General features: G+C 43.7%; 14 protein-coding genes. 5 read left to right on the top strand and 9 right to left on the bottom strand.

From position 1 onward, the window contains the following. Window positions 1-492 precede the first annotated feature (492 nt). Both CAL7507_RS07450 and CAL7507_RS07455 read left to right on the top strand, forming a co-directional pair. The gene (locus CAL7507_RS07450; RefSeq protein ID WP_015127842.1) at window positions 493-771 is read left to right on the top strand and encodes a hypothetical protein; all 279 of its coding nucleotides are present in this window, start codon (window positions 493-495) and stop codon (window positions 769-771) included. Next, a complete protein-coding gene (locus CAL7507_RS07455; protein ID WP_015127843.1) occupies window positions 734-1,363 on the top strand; it encodes a Uma2 family endonuclease in 630 nt (209 codons plus the stop codon). Before CAL7507_RS07450 ends, CAL7507_RS07455 begins: the two co-directional genes overlap by 38 nt. Window positions 1,364-1,544: 181 nt before the next feature. Here the strand turns inward: CAL7507_RS07455 and CAL7507_RS07460 are convergent, their stop codons facing one another. After that, a complete protein-coding gene (locus CAL7507_RS07460; protein ID WP_015127844.1) occupies window positions 1,545-4,850 on the bottom strand; it encodes a GAF domain-containing protein in 3,306 nt (1,101 codons plus the stop codon). A 292-nt stretch (window positions 4,851-5,142) separates the two neighbouring features. Next, window positions 5,143-6,330: a TRC40/GET3/ArsA family transport-energizing ATPase gene (locus CAL7507_RS07465; protein ID WP_015127845.1), complete on the bottom strand. Its 1,188-nt coding sequence runs from the start codon at window positions 6,328-6,330 to the stop codon at window positions 5,143-5,145. Between CAL7507_RS07465 and CAL7507_RS32640 the strand changes: the two genes are divergently transcribed. Then, window positions 6,329-6,586, top strand: coding sequence for a hypothetical protein (locus CAL7507_RS32640; protein ID WP_042341234.1), 258 nt, complete (start codon window positions 6,329-6,331; stop codon window positions 6,584-6,586). The two genes, CAL7507_RS07465 and CAL7507_RS32640, sit on opposite strands and share 2 nt — an antisense overlap. A 121-nt stretch (window positions 6,587-6,707) precedes the next feature. Here the strand turns inward: CAL7507_RS32640 and CAL7507_RS07475 are convergent, their stop codons facing one another. From CAL7507_RS07475 to CAL7507_RS07495, 5 genes are all read right to left on the bottom strand, one after another. Then, complete coding sequence (locus CAL7507_RS07475) at window positions 6,708-7,109, bottom strand: DUF2358 domain-containing protein (RefSeq protein ID WP_015127846.1); 402 nt, start codon at window positions 7,107-7,109, stop codon at window positions 6,708-6,710. 295 nt (window positions 7,110-7,404) lie between these two features. Continuing rightward, entirely contained in the window at window positions 7,405-7,968 is a 564-nt protein-coding gene (locus tag CAL7507_RS07480; protein WP_015127847.1) for a hypothetical protein, read from the bottom strand. 47 nt (window positions 7,969-8,015) lie between these two features. After that, a complete protein-coding gene (locus CAL7507_RS07485) occupies window positions 8,016-8,930 on the bottom strand; it encodes a phosphodiester glycosidase family protein (RefSeq protein ID WP_015127848.1) in 915 nt (304 codons plus the stop codon). Window positions 8,931-9,043: 113 nt separating this feature from the next. Then, window positions 9,044-10,294 (bottom strand): DUF4912 domain-containing protein, encoded by a 1,251-nt coding sequence (locus CAL7507_RS07490; protein ID WP_015127849.1) that lies wholly within the window; start codon window positions 10,292-10,294, stop codon window positions 9,044-9,046. Between the two features lie 689 nt (window positions 10,295-10,983). Then, window positions 10,984-13,116: a PAS domain S-box protein gene (locus CAL7507_RS07495; protein WP_015127850.1), complete on the bottom strand. Its 2,133-nt coding sequence runs from the start codon at window positions 13,114-13,116 to the stop codon at window positions 10,984-10,986. 308 nt (window positions 13,117-13,424) lie between these two features. On the opposite strand from CAL7507_RS07495, the gene CAL7507_RS07500 reads away from it, so the two are divergent. Next, entirely contained in the window at window positions 13,425-14,351 is a 927-nt protein-coding gene (locus tag CAL7507_RS07500) for a cobalamin-binding protein (RefSeq protein ID WP_015127851.1), read from the top strand. Window positions 14,352-14,930: 579 nt separating this feature from the next. On the opposite strand, the gene CAL7507_RS07505 is transcribed toward CAL7507_RS07500, so the two are convergent. Beyond that, entirely contained in the window at window positions 14,931-16,973 is a 2,043-nt protein-coding gene (locus CAL7507_RS07505) for an AarF/ABC1/UbiB kinase family protein (protein ID WP_015127852.1), read from the bottom strand. Between the two features lie 264 nt (window positions 16,974-17,237). Here CAL7507_RS07505 and recN point away from each other — a divergent pair, with 264 nt between their 5' ends. Beyond that, on the top strand, window positions 17,238-18,995 hold the full coding sequence (gene recN / locus CAL7507_RS07510; RefSeq protein WP_015127853.1) for a DNA repair protein RecN: 1,758 nt from the start codon (window positions 17,238-17,240) through the stop codon (window positions 18,993-18,995). A gap of 57 nt (window positions 18,996-19,052) precedes the next feature. Here recN and CAL7507_RS07515 read toward each other — a convergent pair whose 3' ends face one another. Further along, window positions 19,053-22,862, bottom strand: a complete 3,810-nt coding sequence (locus CAL7507_RS07515; protein ID WP_236556900.1) for an ATP-binding protein — start codon at window positions 22,860-22,862, stop codon at window positions 19,053-19,055. Window positions 22,863-23,211 lie beyond the last annotated feature (349 nt).

Consider the following 23,211-nt stretch of genomic DNA (forward strand, 5'->3'; position numbering starts at 1 on the left):
TTATCGCTAGCTTTTTTCATTATTTGCGATCGCACTAAAATTAAAGCTAATTTTTTTAAATATAAATTTAAGTTAGCCTTAAACTTAAAATAAACTTGAGAGAAATCTATTAGCTTAAAACCAGCATCCTGCATAAAATTTGGGCATTGGGCAATGCTGAAAAATGGCTGATTTACAATATTTTACATAATTTGCTGAATCTCTCTCTACTCTACTTAGCTCAATGAACGAAAATGATTCTTATTAATGTTAGGATTTGTGGATATAGCGATTCCCACATTGGTGAGGTACAGACAAAAATAATTAACCGCTGATAGAAGAGGATGGACGCGGATAAACGCAGATAAATTTGTACCTCACCAGACTAGAAAATGCTATAAATAGGGCTTGCTGAAAAAATGCCAACAAGTTGCGCTCTTTGGATATCAGGCCTGAGAAAGATATTCAGGTGCAAGAAAAAGGGCGAGAATAATCCAAAAGGCTTGCATCTTCGTGACCAGTAGCACCACTGATGTCATTAGTAACTATGCACCGATAGGTATCCGTGAAGAATCTCCCACTGTAGAAGCGATTTTAGAAGCAGTAGACAGTAAGCTAGACAATAAACTAGCCGAACTAGAGGAACTGGAAGCTATCCGCGATCGCATCCTGAAGAACTGGCGCACAGCAAAGGCTCCTGAGAAAAGGGAACGGATTAAGGAAGCATTGGACAGGTTTATTGAGGCATTAGAAGATGACGCAAGCATTACAAAAAATAGTTACATTCGATGAATTTTTACAATTTTTAGAATCGCAACCAGAAAATATTCGTTACGAATTGCACGATGGAGATATTATTCAAATGCCTCCACCATCAGGGAAGCACGAGTTAATTGTGGCTTTTTTAACAGCACTATTAGGTTATGAATGCCTACGACTAAAACTTTTTTACGGTATACCAAAAACCGCTACAGTGAAGCCAGAAAATAAAACCTCAGGGTACTTTCCAGATGTTTTATTAATGAATTTTTCCAACTTGGACAATGAAGCACTATGGGAAAAACAATCAATCCTTAGTAAACCAGAATCAATACCATTGGTGATTGAAGTCGTTAGCACTAATTGGAGAGATGATTATCACAAAAAGTTTGCTGATTACGAAGAGATGGGTATTCAAGAATATTGGATTGTAGATTATGCCGCTTTGGGTAGCAAAGAGTTGATCGGCGATCCTAAACAGCCGACAATCACAATTTACTTTTTAAGTGATGAAGGTGAATATAGGGGAAAACAATTTAGAGGAACCGAGCGCATACAATCCCCTACATTTCCAGATTTGAATCTGACTGTAGAACAAATTTTTTCAGCCCGTTACCAACTTTAATTTGGGGAAAAAGAGGTTCTGGTGAAGCAAATAGTACAGAATTAGTACAAGCCTTGGGCGCTAGGCATTGGTGACAAATTAAGGAAAAGGGAAAATTGTCAAGGGTAGTATTTGCAGAGGTCAAAATGGAATTAAGTTACAAATTTGGGCAACTTGGTTATTTTATGCTGTTTTAGTAGATTTAGGAGATATGTTGCAGCGGGATTTCAATCCAGAATTCTGTGCCTAAACCTGGCTGTGAATCGCATCTAAAAATGCCACCATGTTTATCTACAACAATTTTGTAACTAATTGACAATCCTAAGCCAGTGCCTTTACCTACTGGCTTAGTAGTGAAAAATGGATCGCAGATTCTTGTTCTGAGAGCTTCCGGAATTCCTGGGCCATTGTCTGCAATGCGAATCACGACACTTTTAACATTACCCCTCATTTCTGTGAGGCTAGTAGTGATGGTAATTTGATGAGTATGAGCTTCTGAGTTAGATCCCTTGTAATCTTCTAAAGCATCGATCGCATTACTTAACACATTCATAAATACCTGATTCATCTGTCCGGCATAGCACTCTATCAATGGTAAGTCGCCGTAATTCTTAATGAGCTTGATTTCTGGACTTTCTGGTCTAGCTTTCAGGCGATGCTGCAAAATCAGTAGGGTACTATCAATTCCCTCATGAATATTCACAGCTTTCATTTCAGCCTCATCAAGGCGAGAAAAATTCCGTAAACCCAAGACAATCTGACGAATGCGATCGATCCCTATCTTCATCGAAGCTAGAGTTTTAGGCAAATCCTCAGTGATAAATTCTAAATCAATCTCTTCTGCCCGCTGTCCAATCTCAGGGCTACTACTGGGAAAATGCTGCTGATAAAGTTCCAGCATACTGAGTAAATCTTCAGCATATTCATTCACATGGGTGAGATTGCCGTAAATGAAGTTGACTGGGTTGTTAATTTCGTGGGCAACACCCGCCACCAGTTGTCCCAAAGAAGACATTTTCTCAGTTTGGATGAGTTGAGTTTGGGCTTCTTGTAGATCGTGTATGGCTTGAGATAGCTTTTCTGTCTGCTGCTGAGTTTGCAAGAGTAAGTTAACTTGCTGGAGTGCTACCCCAAGTTGATTGGCAATTTGAGCTAAAAACTGAATTTCTGAAGTTTCCCAGCGGCGGGGTGCAGAGTTTTGATAAGCTGCTAGCAAGCCCCAGAGCTTTTGTCCAATAAAAATTGGCGCGATCGCATATGCTTTAACTTGAAATTGCTCCAGAATCTCAATATGACACTTAGAGTGACCAGCCTGATGGATTTCATCTACTGCAAAAGTCTCATTGTGGCGATATCGGCCACCTTGGGTTTCTTGCAAATAAGTATCTTGCCAAATTGTGTTGCTCTCTGGACTTACCAGCTTGATCCAACCCTCATTAACAAACTCGGCAATAAACTCACCACTCCAATCTGGGTGAAACTTGTAAACAGCCACACGATCTGCTTGCAGGGATTTACAAATTTCCCGAGTAGTTGTTTGGAAAATTGCACCTAAGTCGAGAGATTCGCGAATTTTGGTGACAACTTCAAATAATACCCGTTGTTGGTCGGCTGCTCGTTGTAAGTCTAACGCTTGCTGCCGTGTTTGTGTGAGTAATTCAGCTTGCTGGAGTGCTACCCCAAGTTGGGCGGCAATCTGACTGATAAAGTTAACTTCTGAGTTTTGCCATTGACGGGTGCCAGAATGTTGATAAGTACATAGCAAACCCCAAAGTTTTTGTCCCAGGAAAATTGGCGCAAGTACAAAAGCGGAAATTTGATACTCCTCTAGATTGTCGATATGACACTGAGTAAAGCCCATCTTATAGATGTCATCCACCGCAAATGTTTCGTTGTGGCGGTAGCGTCCTCCCTGGGTGTCTTGTAAATAAGTGTCATTCCAGACTGTATTCACTTTCAACTTAGACGCATTTGACCAGTACGGACTAGCCACTTCAAAATCACCGACAAATTCGCCACCCCAATCAGCATCAAAGCGATAAATAGAAACGCGATCGGCTTTGATTAGTTGACAAACTTCTTGAGTAGTTATTTGAAAAATAGTTTTAGTATCCAGAGACTCGCGAATTTTAGCAATAACTCCGAACACAGCCTGTTGTTGTTCGGCTGTCCTTTGCATTTCAGTTGTGCGGTTTTTAACTTGTTTTTCTAAATTGCTATTAAAGGTTTGTAATTGTTGGTAAAGTTCATATTGTTGAATGGCTGAGGCGAAATGCTTACCAATTTCTCGGGACATTTCTATCTCTTCATCTGTCCATTTTTGGACTTGTGCTGTTTTCGTTTCGCGCCATAGCTCAAACGATTGACGAGGATAGAGTTGCCTTTGATCACTATCAAATCGACCTGCCCACAGGGTTTCCGTGTCTATTCCATTACGGAAAATACTTAAATAACCCACTAACTCCTGGCGGTACTGCAGGGGAATCATTAAAATGCAGCGAATCTTAGTTGCTTCAAAAGCAACTTGCACAGTTCGCATATTAGAAGTTTGATAGATATCTGAAATTGCCCAAACATCATATTCACCAGATTGATAATGTTCTTGCCAGACATTAGACTGCTCTATGAGGGGATAGATGGTTTGTTCTGCCACCGTAGGTTGATGTCCGCAAGTATAAAGCCTGATACAATCACTTCCGGGAATTAAACATTTTACTAAGCTTTTAAAGGTACTATTTTGAAAATTAAAAGCATTATGCCGAATACAAAGCCTACCACCTGAACCACCAAAGGCAGCAACAGTTGCTTCTAAAGCTGGCTGTAGGACAATTGTCGGTAACGCATGGAGGAGAGTAGCAATGCGGTTAATTGTAGCTTCTCTGTTGGCTTTTTTACGGGCTTGGGTAAGCAGGCTACTTTGGGCGATCGCTATTGATAGTTGATCTACTACCATTTGCACTACTTCAATTTCATCCTCTAAAATCTCATGGCTTTCAGAGTGATGAGACACTAAAAGACCCCAGAGTTCTTTTTGGCATAAAATCGGTGCTACTAAAGAAGACTTAACTCCCATTGCCGTCAGGTATTCTAGATGACAAGGATCGACAGCGCGATAATGAATGTCCTCTGATAGCAGTTGTCCTGTTTCTAAGTCACGCAGGGGGCTTTGACCGATCTGCTGTGTTTCTACATTGACGACTGAACGCACTTGTGACTTGATAAATAATTCACGGGCTTGAGGCGGAATGTCATCAGCCGGAAAGTTTAGACCTAAAAGCGATGGTAGTTTATCGTTATCAATAGATTCAGTAATCACCTGACCACTACCATCAGCATGAAATTTGTAGATCATTACTCGGTCAGTTCCCAGTAGCGATCGCATCTCCGCCGTTGTTGTTGTGATTATGTCTTCCAACTCCAATGTTTGACGGATACGGTTTGTAATACGGCGTAGTAAACTTTCTTGATCCATGTTTACCCCCAAGCCTGACTTAGAAATCGGGGCCATTGCCTGTAGTTAAATAAAGTTTTCAAACAAAAATTTGAATTCGTCAAAATTTAAAATAGATAAGATATCTAAAAATATTATTAAATTTATTTAATTGGCTTGTCTTCAGTAAAACTACGGTCAAATTACTGAACATCAATAAAATTTATTTTTGTCAAAATTTACAGTCAGACATCATTAAAATTTTCGTCGTCTAAAGATACCCGATTTATTTAATAAATCAGGTATCTTCATTGATTGCGAATGATTGACGATTTCTAGATTTATTTACACATTAGCGGATCAGAAAAAATTAACCATTCACATTGTTGGCAAAACGAATTTTTAGATAATCATTTTCCATTTTTGCTCCAGAGGGTTGAAGTGCAGCTAAAGCTTGAGGTAACACTAAGTTACGGCGGTGATTACCAATAGTAATATTTAATTCATCTCCAGTTTTACTCAGATGCACCTGATTTTTAGGGATGCCAGGTAAATAAAGTTCCAAACTATACTGGTTGTTTTCTTGGACTACCCTAATAGTGGTTTCCTTGTAATAAACCTGGGTGGGATCTTCATCTTTATAAAGGGTTTCTTTCAGCCTTTCTAAAGCTGCTAATCCACACATTTCCTCAGAGAAAAGTGGCACCTCCTTCACAGGTAGAGGGTGGAAATTATCATGAATTTCTTGGCGATATTCTTGCTGATTCTCTTTCCAACGTTGGAAAAAGGGATCTTGGACTTCTGGGGGAATAATCCGATTGGCTACGACTAAATCCGTTGCCACATTATATAGACTCAAATAGGCATGAGCGCGGAGCGACTCTTTAATCACCATTTTTTCTGGATTAGTGACTAGGCGGACTGAAGTTTGAGTATTATCCGTTAATACTTTTTCCAGCGCTTCGATTTGCTCATAAAACTCATAAGGTGCGTCCATCACCTCTTTATCGGGTAACGAAAAACCCGCAATTGGTCGAAAAAGGGGTTCCACTAAAGGTCGAAGTGCTACTGAGATGTTTTGAAACGGTTTATAAAAACGGCGCATATACCAACCACCAACTTCAGGCAAACTCAGCAGTCGCAATGCTGTACCTGTAGGTGCTGAATCAATAATCAACACCTCAAACTCGCCTTCATCGTAGTGGCGTTTCATCCTTACCAGTCCAAAAATCTCATCCATGCCTGGTAAGATTGCTAATTCTTCTGCCTGTATCCCATCTAAACCCCTAGCCTGCAAAACTTGGGTAATGTAGCGTTTCACCGCACCCCAATTTCCCTCTAGTTCTTGCAGCGCATCCAGTTCTGCACCCCACAAATTTGGGCGAATCTCACGGGGTGCGTGTCCCAGTTCCAGGTCAAAGCTGTCTGCTAGGGAGTGGGCAGGGTCTGTACTTAAAACCAGTGTACGATAGCCTAGCTCTGCACAGCGAAGTCCAGTGGCAGCGGCTACTGAGGTCTTTCCCACGCCGCCTTTCCCTGTCATTAAAATTACACGCATGGACGATTCTTTCCTGTCTGAGAACTATTTACATTTGTTTACATTATCTCTATTATCAACTTCTCCTGCCTATATTGCTACCCCAATGACTGATGCCATGATGGAAAAGCTATCGAAACAGATGGGCATCAATTTGGATGAGGCGATCGCTGGACTTTTCTGGGCCATATTTGCTGCTATTAATCTGTTTCAAACTATAAGTGAATCTGCTAGTAGGTCAGCACACAACGAGAGCGAATATGTAATCAGCCTTTGAACAGAGATATGCGATCGCGACAAACATCCTTACGCTAGAGGTGAATAAATCTCATGACCCAAGCTCAAGATCACCAAGTAAATCCACAGATGCAGCAATGTATTCAAACGTGCCCAGATCGTTATTTATAAATAGGCTCTAAGGGAAATAAATGTTGCTTTAACACATCAAAGCGCGAACAATGCCAATAATCAATGTGGGAAACAATTAAACCAAGAGCGTTGAGACGTAACTCACTCCAGCCAGAGATAGAAATACGTGGTTTCCACGGTAGGGGGGTATTCCAGCTAAGTGTCCACTCAGTTTTGATTGTGTCTCCCAAAAGTTGAATGTCATGCAAGTCCATTTTGGGATTTAAAAACCAAGTCTGGATAAAATTAATGGTCTGCTTGTAACGTTCAACGCCACGAAATTTGTTCAGCGGGTCTTGAAAATAAACATCAGTTGCATAAATGCTGTAAGTCTGATTAATTGGAAATCTTTGATAGTCTTCTTTAAGAATTTCAACTATGTTATTTGGCATTTGTCATTTGGCATTTGTCAAGAGTCAAGGGTTAAGAGTTAGCCCTTTCAAGGTGGTGAAATTCGGCACGAAAATTGGTTATTTCAACCTTCAAAAAGCCCAAAATCTGAGCGGATAACTCAGGATGATCGCACTGAAACAACGAAGATACGTTGTTCACCTTGAAAGGGCTAGGGTTAAGAGTCAAGAGTCAAGAGTTATTTTTCCCTCATCTCCCTCATCCACCCAATCCCAATCCCCAATCCCCAGTCCCCAATCCCCAGTCCCCAATCCCCAATCCCCAATCCCCATAATACTAAATCTCATCCCATAAACGTTCCAATTGACGCCGCCACGCAGCCAGAACTTGTTCTTGGGCTTCTTGAGTTTGCTCCATTTCGCCTAATAACCCTTCTGTGTAAAAGCGTTCTAGGGTTTGCATTGTGTTTTGAAGAGATTGTCCTTGCTGTTTTGCGGCGACGATGATTTTCCGGATACGGCTTTCAATCATGCGATTGAAGACATCATTTAAACCTGCTTGATATAGGGATAAAAGTCGAGCGATCGCATTTGATAAATCTGCACTTACCAAAGTACTACTATTATGCTGATATACTCCCCATATTACCCCTTCATATAAAGCGTACCGTACTTCCTGAGTGTCATCAAAGTTGGCTTCGAGGAATTGCTCTAAAAATGGTTGAGCGTCTTCTATTGGCACAATTGGGAGTAAAACTCGCAGCCAAGTATTATCTTCAGCCAGCAGCACTAACAACCGAAAATCCGCAGTATCTATTTGCCACGATCCAGGAGCGATCGCACTAACGGCTTCATTCTCAAACAATTCTGTTAATGTGCTGGCAATTTCTTCAGATTTCATAAATTTTTATTTACTTCAAGCTAATGGATATTGTACAGTCATTGGTTTTATTTCTTATAAATTAAAAATACTGAACCTATTGGCCCAGGATTTTCCACATAAATTTTATTTTGATAATATAATCCTGGAGACGCACCACCATCAAATAATATGCCTTCTTTGATTTTGCCTAAACAGTTATTCAGAGCAATACCTTCGAGAACATTATCAAACATATTGGGTAATAACTCTTGATTTAGTTGTGCAAACTCAATATCTGAATTAGCTTTAACATCATTAACTAATAAAATGACGTAACCTTTATCGGTGATAGCTGCCATAGATCGGTTAGTGGCACTTTTACAAGCTAACTCTCCCAAATCTTGACAGATATCTTTAAACATACCATCACGATAAAATCTGCCATTACCCCCTACTAAATTGTAATTAAGAATTGCATTTTTTCTTCTACCAGTTTGAATAGTAGCTTGTCTATCTTTAGGTTGACCTCCTGATATACCAAAAGAAGAACGTTTGTTTTTAAAAGCTCCAGAATACTCAACGCCGCGAGATATATTTAAGCCTTGTGGTTGATCGTCAGTCCCTATATAGTCAGCATTAATAGCTACCAGGGGTTTTTGTCCGTTTAACTGAGAATTTTCTTCGGTAACGATTGTCCGAAATTGTTTTGGTACATAGTCTTTACGAAATTTACCTCGATTATCTTTGGCGTAAAGCTTATGTGACAATCCAACATTAACTTTGAAATCTAATAGATCAGATTTAGGATTAAAAATAATCACATGGTTGATGCCTTTTGTAGATTTTTTACCCTGATTATTAGTTTTAAAGAACTCAATACTGAATTGAGAATCTTTGCCTGAGCAAGTTTTAGAGGGTGCTGGCACTGATTTTGCTTGCATATCTTTACAACCCGATATCAAGCTCATGATAATTACACATAAAAAGGCTAACTTTGACATGTTTAGGTAAATTCAATAATTTTACACACACAAAAACCCGCTATAGAATTACTATAGCGGGGAAAAATTTGAGATTTCAATCTGAGTTTAATTCAAAATCTCTGTAGGCGGAATTAAGAAAGCCATTCTAAAACAGCATCTTCTTTAGTATTGGTGTTTCGGGATGGTGTCTCACGCTCAAACTTCATGTGAATTGATCGTGTTTGTTCGCCATCAGCAGCTACAGCCAAAATTGGGTAGTCAATTAAACCATCTTGGAAGGACATCTGGAAGCGGAATGTTCCGTCTGCGTTCAGCTTGATTGGACGACCGCCAATAGTCACGGTAGCATCGGGCTCGGTTGCACCATAGACAATCAATTCAGCATCAGCAACTAACCAGAACTTACGGGGACGTACAGGGACAGCGGAAGCGGAGAAGCCAGCGCCAGAGAGTCCTGCACCAGAGGCGGTTAAGCCAGATACGGTAGGTGCTGCCCACAGACCTACACCAGATGGGAAAATGTAGGAACTGAGAGCTTGTTCGGGGCGTGCAGAGCCGGGGACTTGATGTCCTGAACCGAACAGAGAACCTGCTACTCTTTGCGCTTCAGCAGATTCAGCCAAGCCAAAGATTTGATCGTAGATGGGGCTACCGTTGCTGCTACCATTGGCTGCTGTGGCAATTTTCTTGGCTGGAGGAACCAGTTCGTAGACAGTCTGTCCACGCAACTCTTCTTCAAAGTTAACGGTAACAAAGACATCTTCAATCCAGTCAGAAGGATAGACGGGAGGAATGTGTACTCGTGCGGAACGAGCTAGAACCAACCAGCGTCCGTCAAAAGCGCGGTAGCCGATGTCAATTACATAATCGCGATCGCTGACTGGAATTGGTAAATACCATTCTCTTGCCAGTTCATCAGCAGGATATTCTTGCAGGCTGTGAGAGCTTTGGTGTTCGAGATCGATATCAGTGACATCGTAAATCCGCAGGGCTAGCTGTTGTCCCCCTTGTCGCCGTAGTTCTTCTTTATGTTCGTTAGAAACATCCCAGTAAGTGTAAGCCCACTGAGGATCACGCGGTAGGAGTACGATGCGGCTATCACCGTAACCAGCAGGTAAATCAGCTAGTTCTTCATCAACATCAACAAGGGAACCACCATTACGATCTACCTGACCTAACTCGAATTTTGCTGCTTCCACGGTTTCCTGTGCCTCCAGTGAACGAGATGGACTAAGCGAAAATTTGCTGCGCTGGACTTCTTGAATCGATGCCAGCAACTGTGACTTACGCATTCGGCTGTAGCGAGAGATACTATATTCGCTGGCAACTTTGCGTAATTGCCGCAAGGTCATTTCTTCTAGCGGCGGGCGTTCTTTTGCCATTAATTTGGCCTCCAGTAGTTTGAAAGGTAAATGATTTCGCCTGGTTAAAGAATGCGATATAAAATGTCATCCACTCCAGATGAATTTCTTATTCCTGACTTCTGGTCTTGCCCAGTTTTCTGCTTTTTTAATCTGTTATTAAACTAAAATTTACTTTCTCTTAATTCCTCATTGATGCCAGAGCTAGCATTTTTCGGAATTCGGAGTAGTTGTTTTTGTTAAGTAAATATTAACCAGTAACCCTAGGTTGGGATCAAGGGGTCTCAAGACGTTTTTTTACCTTTTTCACGAACTTATCAGCCCTCCGGGGATCATATTGTTATGAATTCATGACATTACGTCTTTCTCTGATTCAGCAAGCGGTAGAGTTATCATGGTTTCATGACAATTAAGTGAAATTAAGCTCATCCCATCCCCTTAAAGGATACTGCCGGCGAATAAGTGGTAAGTAACTCGGCGTCAATAATTGACGCTAGGATAAGTCCATCTTGCTATAGGCAGAAGGGTTTGAGCCTTGTTTACTTTTCTTCACACAGTTTGCTTTTAGGTTACTGAGCTTGTCGAAGTATTGTGCCGCCTTACTTAAAGATCCCTCAATGGTGATCCAAATAGTTCTCTTGTACCATTTTGGATTTTAGACTTCGACTTACCTCGGCTTCGCTCGGCACAAGTCGCTCAGTCGAACGATTTTAGATTTTGGATGGGAAATTGCTTTCTGCATCTAAATACGGCTGCTCTGGGAGAAACAGCGTGAAGCGACTACCAGCACCGAGAGTTGATTCTACCGTCACATCTCCACCATGCAAACGCGCTAATTTCCGTGTCAAAGCTAATCCTAAACCAGTTCCTTCGTATTGGCGATTTAACCGACTATCCAGTTGTTTAAACGGTTCAAACAGAAATTGAAATTGATTAGCGTCAATACCAATACCAGTATCTGCGACTGTAAAGGTAATGCCTTCAGGGATTTTTTTAACTTCCAAAGATACCTGACCACCTGGGGTAAATTTAATTGCATTAGTCAGCAAATTGAGTAGCATTTGCTTGGCTCGTCGCTCATCAGCAATACAAATATCGGCTTTTGGGTCAATTTCTGTTATGAGTTGCAATCCTTTTTCTGAGGCCTGATCACACAATGTCGAGATCACACTATTGCATAACTCTGTTACTGGCAAAGGTAATAGTAAAAGTTCTTCTTTACCCGCTTCTACCTTAGACAAGTCCAGGATATCGTTAATTAGCGCCAGCAGGTGTTCACCGCTACTATATACACAACTGATATATTCTTGTTGTTTCTCATTGAGAGAGCCAACCATTTCTTGTTGCAACAGTTGAGACAAACCCATAATCGCATTCAGAGGAGTCCGCAGTTCGTGACTCATGGTTGCTAAAAATTCACTTTTTGCCCGACTACCAGCTTCTGCTGCTGCTTGAGAAGCACGCAGTTTCAGTTCTGTTTGCTTGCGTTCTGTAATATCCTCAATCATCGTCAGAAAAAACTCAGGTTTTCCATTGCTGTCTGGGATAATGGAAACCGAAAGCTGAGTCCAAACTACCCCACCATCTTTACGCACGAACAAGCGTTCCATTTCCAGACGGTGTCTTTCCACAAGTTGCTTGATGTCTACGTCAATTCCTGAAGCAAGTTGTCTATAAAGCTCTAAATCTCCCTTTTCTTGGGAAATATAATCTGTCAAACGCTGATTACATAGCTCCTCCCGGCTATAACCCAACATCTGAGACAGTGCTGGGTTAGTATCAACTATTCGGGCTTTCATATCTGTTAACCCGATACCAATAGGGGAACGCTCAAAAATCGCTCGAAATTGAGCCTCACTATGGCGTAGAGCTTCTTGTGCAGCGTTGCGATCGCTCGCTTCGATGGCGACTGTGATAAAATCGGCGATCGAACCGGCAAAATTCTCTTCTTCCAACGTCCACTGGCGAACTTCATCCAAGTGTTCGTGGGAAACAACCCCCACCAAACGACCTCCTAGCCAAATTGGCGCACCCAAAAGGGATGCGATACCCAGCACAGAAAGATAAGACTCAGATAATTCTTGAGTTCTTGTATCGTTGAGGGCATCATGGGCAGCAATGCTACGTTCTGCTTCCAAAGCTTGGAAATAAGCAGGATAACTCGCCTTTAACAAGGAGACTCCACAGGTATGCTCACCAGTTCTCAAGTCATACAAATCGATACATTCAATTGCTGAGTGATCTTCGTTGTATAACCAGACGCCAACTCGTTGAACTAAAAGCGTCCGAGCAGCAGCTTCTGTGATTTCCTTGAATGCTGCATTGAGATTGCCTTCTTGGAACGTCTTGCTTCTCGCTATTTGCACTAGCGTTTGGCTTTGTTTTCGCCGAGTATTTTCTCTGATTTGCAAAGCCTCTTGGGTTTGCTTGCGTTCTGTGATATCTCTAACGGCCACCACCTGCATCTGTTGCCCCGCGTAAGAAATTACTTTGCCTTGCAGCTCTACGGGAATAGTAGAACCATCTTTTATAACTACAATTACTTCACAGGTTTTTTCAGAACCGGAAAGTAAATTTTTAATCATTAACTCTTGTGATTCTAACTTGGTGAGTTGAAGGGGATTTTTACCAATCAGTTCTGGGAATTCATCTCTAATTTCCCAGAATTCTTGAGCATGAATCAGCTGAAACTGGGGCTGGAAAGCAGCGCTATTTACCCCTAAACCCAAGAGTAGGGGCATTAAGCCTGCATAATCTTCGACATTGGTAGCTGCTGTAGTTGTCGCCCTAACTTTTGTTTGATTGTCGAACAACAGCAGGATGTTGATTCGTTCATCTGTCATGCTTGACACCAGTAAAGTAGCTTCACAAACAGAATGACCGAAAAAGCAGCTTTTTATACACCTTCAACAAAGGAATGCATTCGCCCATCAGCATAAACTAGTATTATACGCAGACGAAGAAGTCGTGGTTAGTCATTCAAGAAGGGAACAGAGAATAGGGAATAGGAAAGGCAATTGGTTATTTCTCCACCCCCATGTCCCGCTTAGTGCTGACTGCCAAACAAACTGTGATTATCCTCAAGAAAGATACATCAACTGTCAAATTTTGCGACAATTGAAGTGCGAGCAGGCGTTGCGGAGGTAGAGGAATGATCGATAGTAATGTGAGAATTGTTTCACTGATTCCTAGTGGAACAGAAATTTTAGCCACACTGGGGTTAACTAATGCCATTGTTGGGCGATCGCATGAATGTGACTACCCGCCAGAAATCAAAAATCTTCCTGTTTGCACCGCAGCACGCTTGAACAGCAATGCTCCCAGCCGTGAAATTCACAATCAAGTCAACGATATTTTGCAATCTGCTCTCAGCATCTATCAAATCAAAACCGATGTTTTAGAGCAATTGCAGCCCACCCACATTCTCACTCAAGACCAGTGTGATGTCTGTGCAGTTAGCTTTCCAGAAGTAGAAAAGGCAGTCTCTAGCCTCATCCACAGTTCACCCCAGATTATTTCCTTACAACCCAATGTTCTCAAAGATGTTTGGAACGATATTGAGCGTGTGGGTCAAATTTTTGGGGTAGACTCGGTAAAAATATTAGAAAACTTAGAAGCTCGCGTTAGAATTTGTCAGCAGAAAGTCCAAGGATTGTCTTTAAATGAGCTTCCCACTGTTGTCTGTATTGAGTGGACAGAGCCTTTGATGGTTGCCGCTAATTGGATTCCCGAATTAGTCAATTTGGCAGGTGGACAATCCTTATTTTGCGCGACAGGTCAGCCTTCACCTCACTTGCAGTGGGAAACACTGATAGCCAGCAATCCAGATGTAATTATTTTTATGCCCTGTGGCTTCGATTTACAACGCACTCGCCAAGAAGCGAAGTTGTTAACTCAACGTCCAGAGTGGGAAAAACTCCACGCTACCAAAGCTGGTAGAGTCTACATTACTGATGGCAATGCTTACTTTAATCGTCCAGGTCCGCGACTGACGGATTCCTTAGAAATTTTGGCGGAAATTTTGCATTCTGATATTTTTGAATATGGCTACAAAGGAACCGCTTGGGAACCTTTGTGAACTGATGCGCGCTTACATTAAATATCCTCACACCTTGATTTGTCAAGGGTCAAGAGTATTGGTAGTTAACCAAAAATACATCGTACGGGCACGGCACTAGTAAAATTATCGGCTTGTTGAAAAGATTTAGGATGTTCCCTACGAGAGCAACTGAACAAGATTGTCTTTTATGGGTGGTTTATTTGATTGAATTATACCAATTCAAATAATGTTTGCAACACATATATTCTTCGTACGGGCACGGCTTCCATAGACTTTCGGGAAAACTGATAGTTTATGGGTGCCGTGCCCCTACCCATCTGTCGCATTCTTTTTTAAATTGGTATTAATACACCATTTTAGCCTTGCCACGCCACTACCTATCTATTCAAAAATCAAATAGTAGTCCTCTATATGTGCCAGTTGCGTAAGTCCTGTCATCCTGGAGTGTATTAAATCAGTGAACAGTGATCACATTTTCAGTAGGGGATTTGACCCCGACTGAAACCTACCACTTATGAGAAGTGAGGGACTCTGACCCCAGAATCAATACATCCTCTCAACTGATAACTGATAACTGATAACTGTTGAGTTCTTAAATCACAATCGTGCAGGCAAAGATAACTTTGCAGGCTGCTCTAAATTAAGACCTTGACTCTGATTAACTTCTTCTCCCGCCAATAAATCACGAATTAATTTGGTGACGGCTTTTTGGACTAAGCGGTTGGTAATTTGCTGACCCAAACGTTGCACACCAGGATTGAATAATAACTGGGCAATTTGCGGCGCAAACTGTGCTGGATCAAAGCCACGTGTTTCGCTGAGAATATTCGAGATGCGTTTAATATGCTCTAAGGTTTGTTGTTGCTCAACTGTGGCGGCTGGAGTTTCGTTGACTGCTGTCAATCCCACTCGTTCGCGCAGCAAATAGGTGAAGTTGTGCAAAACATTTTTACCTAAAGCATTCAGTCCGTTAACAAATTCATCTACCAGTTTGTCGCGAATAAAAGCACCGCGTTCGGAAGCGAGAAAGTCTACGCCTTGATTAACTACTAAGTTTAAGTCGTAGTCTTCGTTACCACGCGCATTGCGTAATAAGTTTTCTAAGCGATTCCAGCGAAATTTCCCATCTTTAAATAGCAAATCCCGTAGTGATGCTCTTAATGCTGGTGCTGGGTCAGTTAACAGGCGTTTGGAAACGTAGGGATAAGCTTCGCTGAGAACTTTAAAGTCGGGATCTATATAGATAGCAATTCCTTCGAGGGTGACGAGGGAGCGAATAATTAAAGCGTAGTAGGGAGGAACACGGAAAGGATATTCATACATTAAAGCTGATAGCTCATCAGTGATGCTTTTGATGTTTAAATCAGCAACGCTGGCTCCCTGAGCATCGGCAAATACGCTGGCAAAGGCGGGGATAATTGGTGTAAGGTCGGTGTCTGGGGCTAAAAAGTCTAACTTGACATAATCTTTTGCCAAGCCTTCAAAGTCACGGTTAACGACGTGAACGATCGCCTCTATTAAACCATAACGCTGGGGTGGCTGAATCTCGCTCATCATCCCAAAGTCGAGATAAGCCAGTTTGCCATCTGGAGTGGCTAACAAGTTACCAGGGTGGGGGTCAGCATGAAAAAATCCATGCTCTAATAGTTGTCGTAAAGAACACTGTACACCCACTTCAATCAGATAACGGGCATTGATACCTTGAGCATTAATTTCTGCTGTCTGGGTTAATTTAATGCCGTTAATCCATTCCATCGTCAAGACGCGACGGTCAGTATATTCCCAGTATATTTTGGGAACATATATGTCTTTTATGTGACCATATAACTGAAAAAAGCGCTCGGCATTTTCACCTTCATGGATGTAGTCCATTTCTTCAAAAATGCGATCGCCTAATTCATCCAAAATCCCAACTAAATCACTCCTAATCCGTTTGTAGTTTTTCTGTGCCCAACCCGCAATGCCACGTAAAATGTATAAATCAATGGTGATCCGCTCCCGTAAATCGGGGCGTTGGACTTTCACCGCTACCTCTTCACCAGTTTTCAGCTTGCCTTTGTAAACTTGTCCCAAGGAAGCTGCTGCAATTGGTTCCGGCGAGAGTTCAGCATAAATCTCAGATGGCGGTGCGCCTAGTTCTTCTTCGATAAACTGATACGCAATTTCATTTGGAAAGGGCGGCAATTGGTCTTGTAGCCTAGCCAATTCTTCTAGGTATACTGGCGGAACTAAATCTGGTCTGGTGGACAAAGCTTGACCAATTTTGATGTAGGCTGGCCCCAACTGCGTCAACAAATCTTTTAACTGAACAGCTCGACGGTGGTCATTTTTCACCACAATTCCCCGCTTGCTGTCCCACCACACCCCAAAAGCAAAGGAGAGGGTTGGCGCCAAAACAGCAAAGATCCGCCGCAAAACTTGCAAGGGTCTGTTGCGGTAATGCGCTACTATCTCCACGGGATTGTAGCGGAGTGCTTCAGTTTCGGATTGTGCCCGTCGTTGTTGGGCTGCTATCAGTCTTGGTGATTTAACAACCAAGGCTGGTGTACCATTTTCTGGTACTACTTCCGCAACGTACACCTGATCGCGATTTTCGTCCTCGATCGGTCGGGAATTGGGGGGAGATGTCTTAACGATCATGAATAATGCCACCGGTCGAATAGATTATTTGTTAAGTATTGTAACAATATGTTTTGAGACAAGCATCCCCCGAATGGGGAAAATCATCAGTGAGCACTACAAGTAACTGGTAACTGATAACTGATAACTGATAACTGATATTGGTACACTGAAATGGGCTTGCTATTTCAATAGTAGTGGGTAATGCTAACTGCAGGAAAATCCCACCTAATATCTTGTAACTTTTAATTATCTGGCATCTGCTCTCACGGAGAATTTGGTCTGATGTTGCTTTGTCTGCGAATTGAAAACTTTGCTCTCATCGACCAACTGGAACTGGAATTCGGCGTTGGTCTGAATGTTTTGACTGGGGAAACTGGTGCTGGAAAATCGATTATCTTGGATGCGATTGATGCGGCTTTGGGTGGTAAAGTCTCTAGTCGGGTAATTCGCACGGGGACGAGTCGGGCATTGGTGGAAGCGACTTTCACGTCTAGTCCAGCTTTAACGGCTTGGCTAAGTGAACAGGAAATCGATTTGATCGATGAGAATTGTGTAGTTATCAGCCGAGAAATCAGTGCTACTGCGAGTAATATCCGGAGTAGATCGCGAGTAAATGGGGTGTTGGTGAATCGGCAGATCATGGTGGGACTGCGCGATCGCCTGGTAGAAATTACTGCCCAAGGTCAAACTGTCCAAGTGGGACAGTCGTCTCAAGTCCGGGATTGGTTGGATCTACATGGTGGCGACTCTTTAATGCAGCAACGTCAAGCGATCGCTACTATCTTTGTTGCTTACCAGCAAGCGCATCTAGCATTAGAAAAACGCCGGACTTCAGAACGGGAACGCCTGCAACAATTCGACTTGCTGACCTATCAAGTGCAAGAATTGGGGGGAGTTAACCTGAATGATCCGCAAGAATTAGAACAGCTACAGCAAGAACGGGAACGCCTCAATCATGTGGTGGATCTGCAACAGATGAGTTACAAGGTCTATCAGGCTTTGTATCAAAATGATGATGAAACCCCAACCGCCGGGGATTTATTAGCAGATAGCGAAGTGTCATTAAATGACATGGTGGAATATGATACGCAACTGCAACCACTGTTGGACTTGGTGAAGGACGCGCAAACGGCAGTCATGGAAGTAGCCAGGCAAATCAACGCCTATGGGGAAAGTTTAGAAGCCGATCCCCAGCGTTTAGAGGAAGTAGAAGAACGGATTCGGGAATTAAAGCAAATTTGCCGCAAATATGGCCCGACACTGCAAGAAGCGATCGCCTACTATCAACGCATCCAAGGGGAATTAGCTGAACTTAACGATGGTGAACAATCTATCGAAAATTTGGAACAGCAAGAACAAGCTTATTTAACAAAACTTACCCAAGCTTGTCAGAAGTTAACTAAGTTGCGTCGCCAAGCTGCTATTAGTTTAGAATCCCGATTGCTTTCAGAACTCAAGCCTCTAGCGATGGAAAAGGTGCAATTTAAAGTAGAAATTGTGCCAACTGCACCAACCGCTACAGGTGCAGACAAAATTACCTTCATGTTTAGTCCCAACCCAGGAGAACCACTGCAACCTTTAACAGCAATTGCCTCTGGTGGTGAAATGAGCCGCTTTTTACTGGCGCTAAAAGCTGGGTTTTCTCGAGCAGATGCGGCCGGGACAATGGTATTTGATGAAATTGATGTGGGCGTTTCTGGAAGGGTAGCCCAGGCGATCGCTGAAAAATTACACCAGCTAAGTCAAGGACATCAGGTATTATGTGTCACTCACCAACCCTTAGTAGCTGCAATGGCAGACCGCCATTTCCGTGTCGATAAACAAATTATCAATGCAAGCAAGGGTAAGAAAACAAACAATGAAAACACTGATGAACGTACAGTGGTGCGAGTCACCAACCTAGAAAATTTAACCACCCGTCGGGAAGAACTAGCACAATTAGCCGGTGGTAAGTCTGCAATAGATGCGATCGCCTTTGCAGAATCACTGCTACTCCAAGCCGCCAATCATCGCCGCAAAGAACATTCAACTGAAGTTTGAAGTCTGAAGGGTTCTCGGTCAGATGCAATACCAGAACCGTATTGTATTGCCTATTGCCTATTCCCCATTACCCACTATATCTGCAATAGTTTTAATTAATTTATCGGGTTCAATTGGTTTGGCAAAATGGTATTGAAATCCAGATTGTAGAGCCTGCTGTTGGTTGAAATCTCCGGCATAAGCAGTCAGGGCGATCGCTAGAACGGTTCCACCCTCCTCTGGTGATAAGGCTCTGATTTTGCGGATGAGCATGTAGCCATCCATATCGGGCATCCCAATGTCGCTTAACAAAACCCTGGGTTGAAATTGCCTTAACGCCGCAAATCCTTCCTCGGCGGAAGTGGCTGTGATCACTGTTGCGCCTGCCTCCTCTAAGACAAAGGCCACAAACTCTCGTGAATCTGTTTCATCATCAATGACCAAAATTTGCACCCCATTTAAATCAAAGGAGGATTCAGCATCTGGGTAATCGGGCTTAACGGCGGATTGTATCGGCATTAACGGCAGTCTCACGGTAAAAGTAGCGCCCAATTCTTCGCCAGGACTCTCTGCTTGCACTGTTCCCCCATGCAATTCCACCAAGTGACGGACGATCGCCAGCCCTAGCCCCAGTCCGCTAAACTTGCGATTTGTCGCACCGTCCTGTTGCCGGAAATAGTCAAACACATAGGGGAGAAAATCGACAGTAATGCCTTTGCCAGTATCGCGGACGGTAATCTGGGCGTAATCCTCGATCTGGTTTAATCGCACCTCGACCCGTCCCCCCTTTGGTGTAAACTTGACAGCGTTGGAGAGTAAATTCCACACAACTTGCTGTAATCGAGCGGGATCACCTGACACCTGCCCCACTTTACAATCCAGATGCGTCTCGATGTGAATTAATTTTGCTTCAGCTGCGAGTCGCACCGTTTCCAATCCCCCTTGAATAGTGGCAGTGAGATCAACTGGACAAGGATTCAAACTCAGCTTGCCTTGTAGAATGCGTGAGACATCGAGTAGGTCTTCGATCAGTTCCGATTGTAGTTTAGCATTGCGTTCAATTGTCGCTAAGGCCTCAGCAGTTCTTTGTTCATTGAATTTGTGGGTTTGTAACAACTTTGACCAGCCCAAGATTGGGTTTAGGGGCGATCGCAGTTCATGAGACAGCACCGCCAAAAACTCGTCTTTGATGCGGTTCGCTGTTTCTGCGGCTTCTCGTGCGGCTTGTTCGCGTTTCAGTAGTTGTTCGCGTTCCGCAGCCAGACGCAGGCGCACGGCTTCGGCTCGTTTGCGATCGTTGATATCCCGAAAGAAAAGAGATAATCCAGTCGGTGAAGGATAAACATGAACCTCAACCCACAAATCAAGCGGAGCATAATATTCCTGAAATTCCACCGCGACTTGCTGACTTAGCGATCGCCGATATTGGAATTCAAACTGAGTGCCTCTGGCGGCGGGGAATGATTCCCATATCGTTTTGCCCAGCATTGCTGCTAAGGGAGTTTGTGACAGTTGCTCGGCGGCGACGTTAGCGTAGGTTAAGCGAAAGTCCAGATCCAATGCCATAAACCCATCGGTGACACGATCCAGAATGGTGCGTTCTCGCACAGTTGCTTCCTGTCGTAGCCGCGCTAGCTTCAAACTTGCTTCTACCCTAGCCAGCAATTCACGCGCCGAGAACGGTTTAATCAGATAGTCGTCGGCTCCAGCTTCTAGTCCTTCAATGCGGGATTCTTCACCGGCACGGGCTGATAATAGGATAATGGGAATATCTTGGGTTGTAGGATGAGAACGCAGCGATCGCAACAGTTCAAACCCATCCATTCCCGGCATCATCACATCCGTTAACACCAAATCTGGTGGATTGTGCTGAATTGCTTTCATTGCAGCAATACCATCAGCGGCTATCTCCACGGTGTAAGCACCACTCAAAAGTCGTCGAATGTACTCTCGCATGTCTGCATTGTCATCCGCCAAAAGGATTTTAGATTTTGGATTTTGGATTTTAGATTGAGGAGAGGGGAATGAGGGGGAATTATAATTTTTCCTCAGATCCCCTATCTCCCCCTGCTCCCTGCCCCCATCCTCTTGAGGCAACCAGCGTTGAGCTTCTTCGACGTAGGGCATCACACCTAAAGCTGTTGATGTTAATGTGCGTGCAGCACGAATCTGCTCGTTTGGCAAGTGCGTCGTTCCGGTGGGAATCGCCACTGTGAAGCAACTGCCCTGTCCCACTGTGCTGGTGACGCTGATCGTTCCTCCATGTAACTTGACGAGTTCTTGCACCAGGGATAGCCCAATGCCGGAGCCTTCAAAACTCCGTCCTTGTGAGTTTTCGACCCGATGAAACCGCTCAAATAAATGGGGCAATTCGCCTGATGGGATGCCCACACCCGTATCTGCAACGGTTAATTCCACCTGATGTTCTAACCACTGCAAACGCACGGTGATGCCTCCTGCCAAAGTAAACTTGAATGCGTTGGATAATAAATTGAGAACAATTTTCTCCCACATTTCCCGATCAACATAAACCGCTGCTGGCAGAGATGGACAGTCAACAATCAGCGACATTCCCGCCTGTTCAATCAACGAGCGAAAGGCGCTAGCAAGTTCTGCCGTATACATTGCCAAGTCTACAGGCTCATAGGATGCCTGCACCCGCCCTGCTTCGATGCGCGAGAAATCCAGCAAACTATTCACAAGTTTGAGCAGGCGCATTCCATTCCGCTGCACCATCTGTAATTGTTCGCGTTCTTGGTCTGGAATGGTTCCATCCAAATTAGCGATCGCCTCTTCTAATGGAGACAGAATTAAAGTCAGTGGTGTGCGGAATTCATGGGATACATTGCTGAAGAATAGGGTTTTAGCGCGATCCAGTTCGGCTAACGCTTCGGCGCGTTTACGTTCGTCTTCATAGGTTTGGGCATTGGCAACGCTGGCGGAAATTTGCCCTGTGACTAAATCGATAAAGCTGCGGTAGTTGTCGTCAAACAATCTCAATGGGTTTAACCCAGCGACTAAGATGCCCGATCGCCCCGTTTGACCAGAAGGAGGGATCGGCGAAACCACGGCTTGCTGCGGGACTCGATCCCAAGCACCTGTGGGCAGATTACCAAACTGATCAATCAAATCCGAGATCAAAACGGACTGCTGTGTTTGCATCACCTCTCTAAATGACCAAGCTGAATCAACATCGAGATTGACGACTTCCGGAACGGCGGGGTGCTTGCGGTCAATGCCACTGGTGCCAGCCAAAACAACACGCTGCTGATCGGGATCGACCAGATAAATCATCGCAAAGGGGAAGTCATAAAGATTGGTTTCCAGACAACTGGCACTTAGCGTACAGGCTGCATCAAACGTCCGGGCGTCTGCAGTCCGAGCTGCTAGTGCTTGCAAGAGCGCTAGCTGACGCTCACCAACAATCCGCTGCGTGTCGTCCGTGTTGGCGCAGATAATGCCGCCTGGATTCCCCTGATCGTCGGGAATGGGGCTGTAGGAAAAAGTATAATAGGTTTCCTCCGGGTAGCCGTTGCGCTCCATGATGAACAACAGCGATTCATCATAGGTGCCCTCATTGTTGAGCATGGCATATTCTACCCTGGGACCGACTTCATCCCAAATTTCTGGCCACACTTCAACACCCGGCCTAGCGAACAGTGCCGGGTGCTTGCCTCCCAGCACTGTTCTGTAGGCATCGTTGTAAAGGTTGACCAATTCACTACCCCACCAAACCCACATCGGTTGACTAGAGGTAAGCATGATGCGGACGGCAGTTTTGAGGCTCTGTGGCCAGGTTTCGACTGCGCCCAATGACGTTTGCGACCAGTCATGCGATCGCATCAGCATCGCCATCTCGCTTTTACCTGCAAAAATCTGGTCAGTCATTGAACGATGCGGGATCATGCTTCTTTTCCTTTGCGCTCACCTAAACGGGCAACGATGGTTACAATCTCTGTTGGCTCAACAGGTTTAGCTAGGTGGCAGTGAAACCCGTCCGCGATCGCCTGTTGCTGGTCAACTTCTCCAGCATAGGCCGTCAGGGCGATCGCCGGCATTTGCCGACATAATGGATACAGGATATTGACTCACCATGACCGCCGTCAGGAATAGGGGTGTTGTGGTGGGATAAAGACACGGCAAAAGCAACAGGGTCATTCCCAGCGCCAAAGCAACACAGAGCAGCGCCACACCATAGAATCGCAATTGTATATCTTGGATGACCTTCCTCCTTGCT

Origin of the sequence: Calothrix sp. PCC 7507 (genome assembly GCF_000316575.1) — a bacterium.
Lineage (GTDB): Bacteria > Cyanobacteriota > Cyanobacteriia > Cyanobacteriales > Nostocaceae > Fortiea.